Genomic DNA, 8,732 nt, shown 5'->3' on the forward strand with positions numbered 1-8,732 from the left:
AGTCCGTTCAGCCACCGATCAGGCTGGCGCCGCTAAAGGGACGGCTCACGCTGTCGCCGACCTCGAGCCAACCGATGCATGCCGATGCCTTCCTCGCCGCCGCCGAGCGCCTGCCGGTTGCGGATCTTGACGCTCTGATCGACGGCAAGGGCCTCGTCGTGGTGGCTCCCCATCCGGACGACGAGAGCCTCGGCTGCGGTGGCATCATCGCCGAGGCTCGTGCCCGGGGACGCGACGTGCGGATTGTCATCGTCAGCGACGGCTGCGGCTCGCATACGCACTCGGCACTGTATCCCCCCGAAAAACTGCGTGACCTCCGCGAAACGGAGTTGGTCGACGCAGCTGGTATACTGGGCGTTCCAGCGGAGGCCGTGACCTTCCTGCGCCTGCCCGATGCCGGGGTCCCAAGCACCGGTCCGGTGGCAGAAGACGCTGCCGAGCGGATCGCCGCGATCGCCCAAGACGCCGATGCCGGCGCCGTCTGCGTCACCTGGGGACACGATCCCCATTGCGACCATCAGGCCTCCGCAGCCCTCGTCCGACTCGCCCGGCCAGCGCTCGGCCCGATCCGGATTTTCGCTTATCCTGTATGGGGTTGGACCCTTCCCGAAGGAACCGAGGTCGGCCCCGGCCCGACCGGTTTCCGGGTCGATGTCACAGTCCACCGTGCCGCCAAGACGGCCGCAATCGGCGCTCACCGCTCCCAAACCACCGATCTCATCGCCGACGATCCCACCGGGTTTCGCCTCGAACCCGAGATGATCGCGCGTTTCACTGGTCCCTACGAGATCTTTGTCGCCATGGACGGCCTCACCCCGTGATCGCCGGCACCACCCTCATCACCCTGAACAAGGGTCGCGATGCCCATCTCGCCCGCCTTCTCGAAGGCGTTGCCCGGGGGCCTCACCCGGAGGCCTGCATTGTCGTCGAAATGGGCGCCGAGCCCCCGCCCCTGCCTGATTACGGCTTCCCAATTCGCCGCATCGTCTTGAACAGCCCAGGCCTGCCGCTGGCTCGGGCACGCAATGCTGGACGGCAGGCCACTGCAACCGACCACCTGATCTTCCTCGACGTCGACTGCATTCCCTCGGCGGATCTCGTCCCGCGGCTGAGCGCTGATCTGGGCGAGGCCGATGGTCTAATCTGTTGTGAAATCCGATACTTACCGGCTGGATCGGTCATGGATGGCTGGACCGAGGTCGGATTGCGGGCGGCGGGCCATCCTCATCCCGTCCGACACTTTCCAGCCCACGGAATGGCACGCAGCGACAATCCCGGATTGTTCTGGTCGCTCGCCTTCGGGGTCCGGACGGCCACTTTCGATCGCCTGAACGGCTTCGACGAGGGTTTCGACGGCTACGGCGCTGAAGATACGGATCTTGCTTTTCGCGCCGATGCTCTGGGCATCCCGGTGCTGTTCAGCGCCAGCGGACAAGCCTTTCACCAGCACCACGGCGCCTGCGATCCACCCCTCCAGTATTTTGCCGACATTATCCGCAACGCGTCGCGCTTCCGAGCGCGGCACGGGCTCTGGCCGATGGATGGCTGGCTCGATAGCTTCGCAGGCCGCGGCCTGATTAACCCCGATTGGCGCAATGCCATCACAGTCCTGCGCCTGCCAACAGCGGACGAGATCGTCGCCGCGCGTGTTCCGTCAGACCAGCCTTTCTAAATCACCGATAATCGGGCTAACAGCGCCTCTTGTCGGCTCGCTCAGCCGCTTCCATGATGAAGCCAGCAGTCCGCGAGATCGCGCCCGGTCGTGCAAGTCCACCGATCACGGCTGGATTCAGGTCGAGGCCCGCCCTGACGAGTTCCGGCCATGCTTCGGGGCTGGGCCACATCGGACAATGGATGGCTGCCCCCATGTCTGACAGCGCGAGAGACTTCTCGAATTGCTCATCAAAAGGTCGGGGTTCGGGAAGGCAGATGAAGCGCTTGGCCGCTGCAGCGACGGCGGAGACCACGCCGTCGCCACCACCGCCGACGACCAGAGTGGCCCGCTCTATGAATGGAGTCGGATCGGCAACCCATCCGTGATGGTGGAGATTCGGTGGCAAATCCGATGCGCTTCCACTTGTCGGCCCAAGCACATGCCATGGACGATCGGGTACCGCTCGAGCTGCGGCCGCCAGATCTCTCAGGCTACCGGCAGCGCCACCGCGCCCATAGATGACCAAGATCGAACCATCTTCGTTTGCAACTGGCGTTGTGGGCCTCTCCGATGTGAGCAGGCCGGTGTAAAATGTTTTCGCACGAACCCAGTCAGGTGTTGTAGGCGAGTCGAGTTCCACCGGAAAAAACGCCAGCAATCGATCGGCAGCGCGAAAAGCCTCCAGATGGGGCATATCGCTGCGCGTTCCGGCTAGGCGAACCGCCAATGTCGGGACAGACATCAGGCGGGCGAACAGGGTGATTTCAACTGAGACGTCAATGACGATCAGGGCTGGATTGGCCTCAGCAACCCACGTAGCGAACTGACCCATTCGCGTCCGGACATTGTCAGCACAGACAGGTGCATAGTGCAGACCTAGGGGACGGGTATCTGCTCCGTCTTGCCCGTCAAAGGACACGCCAACGCGATCGTCCGGCAAATCGAGGACGGGAACAGGCGCGGCCTCTGTGTCATTCGTGGCAAACGTTCCGATCAATGTCACAGGACGGTCAAGCGCGCTTGCGATCAGACATGCACGCTGCCAGTGGCCAGCGCCCTGATGATGAACATAATAACCGATTGGTCTCCTGCTCATGACATTCGCGGGTCGGACAATGATCGAAGTTCGGCCAGCATTTCCTCGAGGTTTGCGAGCGCTAATTCCAGAGGCACTGGAACCGCTGGGGGAATTCCCTCCCCAATCGCGGCTTCGACCCGTTCCACAAGCGCAATCGCGTTGGGACATTCTACGAGATCGAGAGATGCGACATCGTCCTGAGAGAGCCCGAACGCTTTCAAGGCTGGGACCATGCGGACAGGATCATCGAAGCATTGAGCTAACTTCTGGCGTCTCTGAATCAAGGTTCGCCAATGGTTTGCATCCGGCAGAAGATAGGCTTCACGGCCGTCGGCAACACGCGAGCGGCGTATCATCTCTGTGGCCATTCCACCGATCACACGCCCAACGCCGCGATCGGAGACCGAAATCCAGACGTCTGGGCAATGCCGAACCCGGCCGCCAAACCAGCGCACCCGCGAGACCAAAGCGTTGTCCTCGCCGCAGGGAAGCGTCGGCATGCCTCCAACCCGACGATATAAATCCGCACCTAAGCTCAGGCTCGCAGCGACATGATCACCGTGCCGGGGTGCTGGATCGTGAAACGGTGGATCAAGGACCTCTTCGAGTTGGCGAACAGCATACCAATATCGCTCAATCTTCGCATGGATTTGATTCAGACGCGGGTCTTCGGTTGCAAAGTCGCTATTAATGACCAGACGGCCGCCCACGAGTTCCGCTGTCTGCAGCGCTCGCAGGTTGGAAATCACCCAGTTTTCCGGCGCGATCGCGTCAGCATCGGTACTTAGAAGAACACCGTTCTTGACACCGTCCCGGTCCAACCAGTCCACACCAGCATCGAGAGCTCGACGACGCGCAGTGCCTACGTGTGCTTGTTCCGATGGGATGGTAACCTCAAGAACCCGCAACTCGATGCGAACAAGCTCAGAGCGCGCGGACAGAGCCTTTAAAGTCTCGACGGTGGTGTCGGTACAATTATTAGCCACGACGACGACACGCAGGCGTGCGCCATCATAGACACCCTTCTGTCGATCAAGGGATCGCAAAAGGCGCGGCAATGTATCGGCCTCGTTGCGAGCGGGCACGCACACGACAGCTCGTGCCAAAGAGGTGCCAAGCTCAGCCATTGCTGACACGGGCAGCGATCGTGGCCTTCGGAATCCGTCCAAGCTCGCTTCTATAAAGGCCCTCGTAGCGATCGGTCATCGTCTCGGCATCGAACAATTGCTCCGCTCGGCGGCGGCAGTCGGTACGCGAAAGCTGTATCGCTTGCGTCACGGCAAAGCCGAGATCTGCAACATCATCCGCAGCAGCCAGCACCCCACACGAGGAATCCAGGATGTCTGGAATTGCACCACGACGGAACGCTGCAACCGGCGTTCCGCACGCGAGAAATTCAGCTAGCACGAGCCCGAAAGGCTCTTCCCAACGAGGCGTACACAAAGCGACGTGGGCCTCTCCTACGCAACGTGCGAGATCATCGTGTCCGAGGTGACCGAGATAAGTGACGTCGTCTCCGAGCCGGGGGGCAATTTCGGCATCCCAATAGGCCGGATTCGAGCGTGGACCAGCAAATTTCAGCGGCAGCTCTGCAACTCGAGCAGCGTCGATGGCGAGGTGCGTTCCTTTTTCGGGAACGAGCCTCCCCATCCAGATCGCGTGTGGCTCGCCCGAAGGGCGCGCGGAGTAGACGAAGGCGCTGAGATCAATGCCATTTCCGATGACATGCGGCTCACTGATGATATCGTACCACTCCCGCGCGAGCGAGGGCGAAACCGCAGCAAACGCCATGTCTCGCGCCCGCGCCCGTACACCCCGAACAAATGGTTCGAACGGAGGGGTATGGAGGGCTGTCACCATGGGGCACGGGAGTTCGCCAGCTCGCAGAAGCGGTAAGAAGTGCAGGCTGTTATTATGCACGAGGTCGAAGCCCTCTGCGGCGACCGCATCCATGATCCGGACGTAAGCGGCGTGCTCTGTCGCATCGATGCGAGCCTCCGAGACATCGTCGAACGCGCAACCCGTCGGCGCACATACCGGAACAAGGGCGAAGCTACCGACGGACCCCTCCGATGCGTACAACGTGACCGCATGTCCTCGGGCTTGAAGCGCGGATGCGAGTAGATGTGTGTGCATTTCCAGCCCTCCCGAAAATGGTTGGGCGATCGGAAACTTCAGATGCGCGATGATGGCGATCTTCACAGGATGCGGACGCGATGTTCGAGGAATTGACGTGTGAGAATGAAACTTCACCCGCACCATGGTTTTTGCGCATCACTTGGATGTCGGCGCGGCGTACTAGGCCATGCCGAACCACAACGTAACGTGAACAAGAAGCAAGATCTGTATGTGGTGGACCACCGTCGAAATTTGGTGGGCGGCCGATTGCCCGGCGGAGATATGACCACAAGGCAAATCATTTGCCGCACTGTATTTGAAACGTTTTGACCAATATAGCTATTTTTTAGATAGTATTTATTGATATAAAATCAGCATTTCTTATGTATTATTTAATTGTGAATAGAAATCACTTAAAGATACCGTTTTAGTTTCAATATATCACGAATTATGCAACGCTTATCATTTGAATGATTGAATTATAAAATATCACAAGTTGAATATAAACAACCAATAGTTTTTTACTATGTGCATGCTATACACTTATTTTTCTCGATGAAGAATTTTTATGTCTATTGATCGACAAGTTTCCATTGCCTCATTTCAGGTTGCCAGATTGAATGGAATATCATTTTCTGTGTCGACGCATGCAAAAAGATTCACAGTCCGAAAACGATTCTAGTTTATTCTCTGGATACGATCTCAGACGGAGGCCCCTGCCATACTTTATGAATTGACTTTCGCCAGCATAAAATATTCTTGCTCCATTATAATTTAGGACATCCATCTTCGCTGTTTTGAAATCGAGTTTAGCTGATTAATGCGTTTTTTCCAGGTCGTGTTGGATCGTTAAGCAATTTAGAAATTGAGAGTTGAGCTAGGAAATCAGGACGCCATGGTGGACGCGGCCATCTATCTACTTACCGACCGGCCAGACCGTAGCGTTGCTTTAGAGACACTGATCAAAGCGATTGGACGCTGCGAAGTCTTGAGCGTTGGTCAGGAGCAGCCTTTCGATGTGGCACCCCGCGCCATTGTCTCGGACATGACACTGAGTCGGCGCGAGGCAGCAAATCGACTCCGGGCCTTCCTACGCCGGAAGGGTGATAGCGCGCTACCGGTTGTTTGTTTGTTGCGGTCGACAACAGATCAGGATCTCCGTCAAGCACGAGACCTCGGCGCTACCATTTGCTTCCCTGCTTACACCGCTCCGCATATTGTTGCTCAAGCTCTTCTCGCGGAAATCACAGAGAGGGAGACCGACGTCCTCGCTCAGCCCATCATCAAAAATGTATCGCGCGCGCGGGAAGTTCTGACCGACCTTTTCGAAGGAGTCCGGACCGGTGGACCAATCTCGCTCGTCCAGGTCGATGCAGGCCTTGATCCAATTCTTGCGGCCGTGAAAGAAAACGGGTTGACCCGGTGGTTAGAGACTGTGTGGACGCACGACGACGCGACCTATCAACATTGCCTCCTCGTCGCCGGCGTGGCTGCACAATTCGTCTTGCATCTTGGTTTTGGAGCCAAAGATCGCGAACACTTCGTCCGAGCGGCACTGCTGCACGATGTCGGGAAGGCGCAGATCCCTCTCGAGATTCTCAACAAGCCCGGCCGTCTGGACGCCGACGAAGTAGCAATCATGCGTCTTCATCCAGTCATCGGCTATGATATCCTTTGTAAGAGCGGATGTGATGCCACGACACTAGGTGCGGTGCGCCATCATCATGAAATGCTCGATGGCTCCGGCTATCCAGATGGTCTGATTGGCAATGAGATCAGCGATACAGTCAGATTATTGACGATCTGCGACATCTTCTCGGCACTGACCGAAAGAAGGTCTTATAAAGAGCCGATGCCAGCGCGCGAAGCAATTGCCATCCTGACCAGCATGACAGGAAAGCTGGAGGCAAGCCTTGTGCATCATTTCGCCGATGCAATGCTTCGAGCTGCCAATTAATGTCAAAAAGCAGGATCGGCTAGCTGAAATTGGACTAGTCGATCCTGTTCTACCACAGTTACTATTCAGCAGCATCAAGGCGTGGACGTTCAATCGTCGAGCGTTCGCGCTTCACGAGTTCCGCCGTGAGGAACGCGACTTCCAGCGCTTGTTCGGCATTCAACCGCGGATCACAATAGGTGTGATACCGATCGCGTAGATCTTCCGCCGTCAAAGCCCGGGCGCCACCGGTACATTCAGTCACATCCTTCCCGGTCATCTCCAGATGGATGCCACCCGCGACTGTGCCTTCGGCACGATGAACGCCGAAGAAACTCTCGATCTCCTGCATCACACGTTCGAAGGGACGGGTCTTGTAGCCTCCGGCGGAGATCGTGTTGCCATGCATCGGATCGCAAACCCAGACTACGCTGCGCCCCTCTCGCTCAACTGCTCGGATCAACTTCGGTAAATGCTCACCAACCTTGTCGGCCCCGAAGCGGCAGATGAGCGTGAGACGGCCAGCCTCATTCGACGGATTGAGCTTGTCAATTAGCGTTATCAGACCTTCTGCGGTCATTGAAGGCCCGCATTTCAAGCCGATCGGATTTCTGACACCGCGCGCATACTCGACATGGGCGTGATCCGGTTGGCGCGTGCGATCGCCGATCCACAACATGTGACCAGAAGTGGCATACCAGTCCCCGGTGGTAGAATCGACCCGTGTCAAAGCCTCTTCATAACCCAACAGGAGGGCCTCGTGGCTTGTGTAGAAGTCCGTCGTGCGGACCTCCTGATGTGTTTCTGGGTTGATGCCGATAGCTCGCATGAAGTCTAGAGTTTCAGTCATCCGCTCTGCGCAATCAGCATATCGTGACGATTGCGGAGAATCTTTCACAAACCCGAGCATCCAACGATGCGAATTCTCTAGGTTCGCATAACCGCCGGTCGCAAACGCCCGAAGAAGGTTCAAGGTCGCTGCGGACTGACGGTACGCTTCAAGCTGTCGGCGCGGATCGGGAACGCGTGCCTCTTCCGTGAATGTCAGTCCATTGACGATGTCGCCGCGGTAGCTCGGCAATGTCACGCCATCCATCGTCTCGGTAGGCGAAGAGCGAGGCTTTGCGAACTGACCAGCGATACGACCGACCTTCACCACGGGAGAGCCGCCTGCGAAGGTAAGCACCAGAGCCATCTGAAGGAATACGCGAAAGAAATCGCGAATGTTGTCGGCGGAGTGCTCGTCGAAGCTTTCTGCACAGTCGCCGCCCTGAAGAAGGAACGCCTCGCCTGACGAGACTCGCGCCAGGGCGGCTTTCAGCTTCCGAGCTTCCCCTGCAAAAACGAGCGGAGGAAAACTTGCGAGCTGCGATTCGACAACATGCAAGGCAGCGGCGTCCGGATAAGCGGGAACCTGCTGGATCGGCAGATTTCGCCAGGTCTTCGGTGTCCAACGCTCAGCCATTGTCGTCTCCGTTCCGCCTTTCGGTCGGCTCCGCGTGGCAACAAACCCCGCGTAAAGCGCGGCTTATAAAGCGGTTCTTCCATGGTGGCGAGAGAGGGATGAGACGCAGCAGACATTCGAGCTACGCGTACCGGCTCCATAGCGCAGGCCCAAATCACCCTCCACTTTAGATGCTTTTTTGATTACCGGACGGACCACCGTCTTCGATAGAAATTCCATACGCGGACAAAATCCAGAAGACATTCTCAAGACCATCTATCGTGATGTTCCAACGTGGTAGCGACCTCTCAATCTCTTCGTATGTTAAACTGCGGTTTTAACCGGCCCCGCTGAGCAGGACTCACGCTGGGTAGCATCGACATCTGGTTGGTGATTCTTTCCCTAGGGTGTGAACCGAACCAAGACGTTGCGAGAATTCTGGTTTTGTGATTCAGAGCCGCCGTTTGCAGCACGGAGGCGGCGATGGCGGACCTGTTCTGGC

General features: G+C 57.6%; 7 protein-coding genes and 1 pseudogene. 3 read left to right on the top strand and 5 right to left on the bottom strand.

Annotated features, from left to right (window positions below):
* Positions 1–74 precede the first annotated feature (74 nt).
* Complete coding sequence (locus ASF60_RS15525) at positions 75–821, top strand: PIG-L deacetylase family protein (protein ID WP_056186716.1); 747 nt, start codon at positions 75–77, stop codon at positions 819–821.
* The gene (locus ASF60_RS15530) at positions 821–1,672 is read left to right on the top strand and encodes a glycosyltransferase family 2 protein (protein ID WP_056186735.1); all 852 of its coding nucleotides are present in this window, start codon (positions 821–823) and stop codon (positions 1,670–1,672) included. The genes ASF60_RS15525 and ASF60_RS15530 overlap by 1 nt, the downstream gene beginning before the upstream one ends.
* Positions 1,673–1,688: 16 nt before the next feature.
* On the opposite strand, the gene ASF60_RS23790 is transcribed toward ASF60_RS15530, so the two are convergent.
* From ASF60_RS23790 to ASF60_RS23800, 3 genes are read right to left on the bottom strand one after another with little or no spacing between them, the layout of a single operon-like run.
* Positions 1,689–2,750 (bottom strand): glycosyltransferase, encoded by a 1,062-nt coding sequence (locus ASF60_RS23790; protein WP_082507981.1) that lies wholly within the window; start codon positions 2,748–2,750, stop codon positions 1,689–1,691.
* A complete protein-coding gene (locus ASF60_RS23795; RefSeq protein ID WP_082507982.1) occupies positions 2,747–3,859 on the bottom strand; it encodes a glycosyltransferase in 1,113 nt (370 codons plus the stop codon). Before ASF60_RS23795 ends, ASF60_RS23790 begins: the two co-directional genes overlap by 4 nt.
* The gene (locus tag ASF60_RS23800; RefSeq protein WP_082507983.1) at positions 3,852–4,934 is read right to left on the bottom strand and encodes a glycosyltransferase family 4 protein; all 1,083 of its coding nucleotides are present in this window, start codon (positions 4,932–4,934) and stop codon (positions 3,852–3,854) included. Before ASF60_RS23800 ends, ASF60_RS23795 begins: the two co-directional genes overlap by 8 nt.
* 811 nt (positions 4,935–5,745) lie before the next feature.
* Between ASF60_RS23800 and ASF60_RS23805 the strand changes: the two genes are divergently transcribed.
* Positions 5,746–6,807: an HD-GYP domain-containing protein gene (locus tag ASF60_RS23805; protein WP_082503734.1), complete on the top strand. Its 1,062-nt coding sequence runs from the start codon at positions 5,746–5,748 to the stop codon at positions 6,805–6,807.
* Between the two features lie 61 nt (positions 6,808–6,868).
* Here the strand turns inward: ASF60_RS23805 and ASF60_RS15545 are convergent, their stop codons facing one another.
* Positions 6,869–8,251 (bottom strand): class II 3-deoxy-7-phosphoheptulonate synthase, encoded by a 1,383-nt coding sequence (locus ASF60_RS15545; protein ID WP_056186726.1) that lies wholly within the window; start codon positions 8,249–8,251, stop codon positions 6,869–6,871.
* A gap of 166 nt (positions 8,252–8,417) precedes the next feature.
* Positions 8,418–8,549, bottom strand: a pseudogene (locus ASF60_RS26235) (hypothetical protein); the annotation flags it as partial.
* Positions 8,550–8,732 lie beyond the last annotated feature (183 nt).

The organism is Methylobacterium sp. Leaf113, from assembly GCF_001423325.1.
Lineage (GTDB): Bacteria > Pseudomonadota > Alphaproteobacteria > Rhizobiales > Beijerinckiaceae > Methylobacterium.

Excerpts from the sequence above, each read along its gene's own strand:
- ASF60_RS15525 (WP_056186716.1), top strand. The coding sequence starts at position 75 with ATGCATGCCGATGCCTTCCTCGCCGCCGCCGAGCGCCTGCCGGTTGCG.
- ASF60_RS23790 (WP_082507981.1), bottom strand. The coding sequence starts at position 2,750 with ATGAGCAGGAGACCAATCGGTTATTATGTTCATCATCAGGGCGCTGGC.
- ASF60_RS23795 (WP_082507982.1), bottom strand. The coding sequence starts at position 3,859 with ATGGCTGAGCTTGGCACCTCTTTGGCACGAGCTGTCGTGTGCGTGCCC.
- ASF60_RS23805 (WP_082503734.1), top strand. The coding sequence starts at position 5,746 with ATGGTGGACGCGGCCATCTATCTACTTACCGACCGGCCAGACCGTAGC.
- ASF60_RS15545 (WP_056186726.1), bottom strand. The coding sequence starts at position 8,251 with ATGGCTGAGCGTTGGACACCGAAGACCTGGCGAAATCTGCCGATCCAG.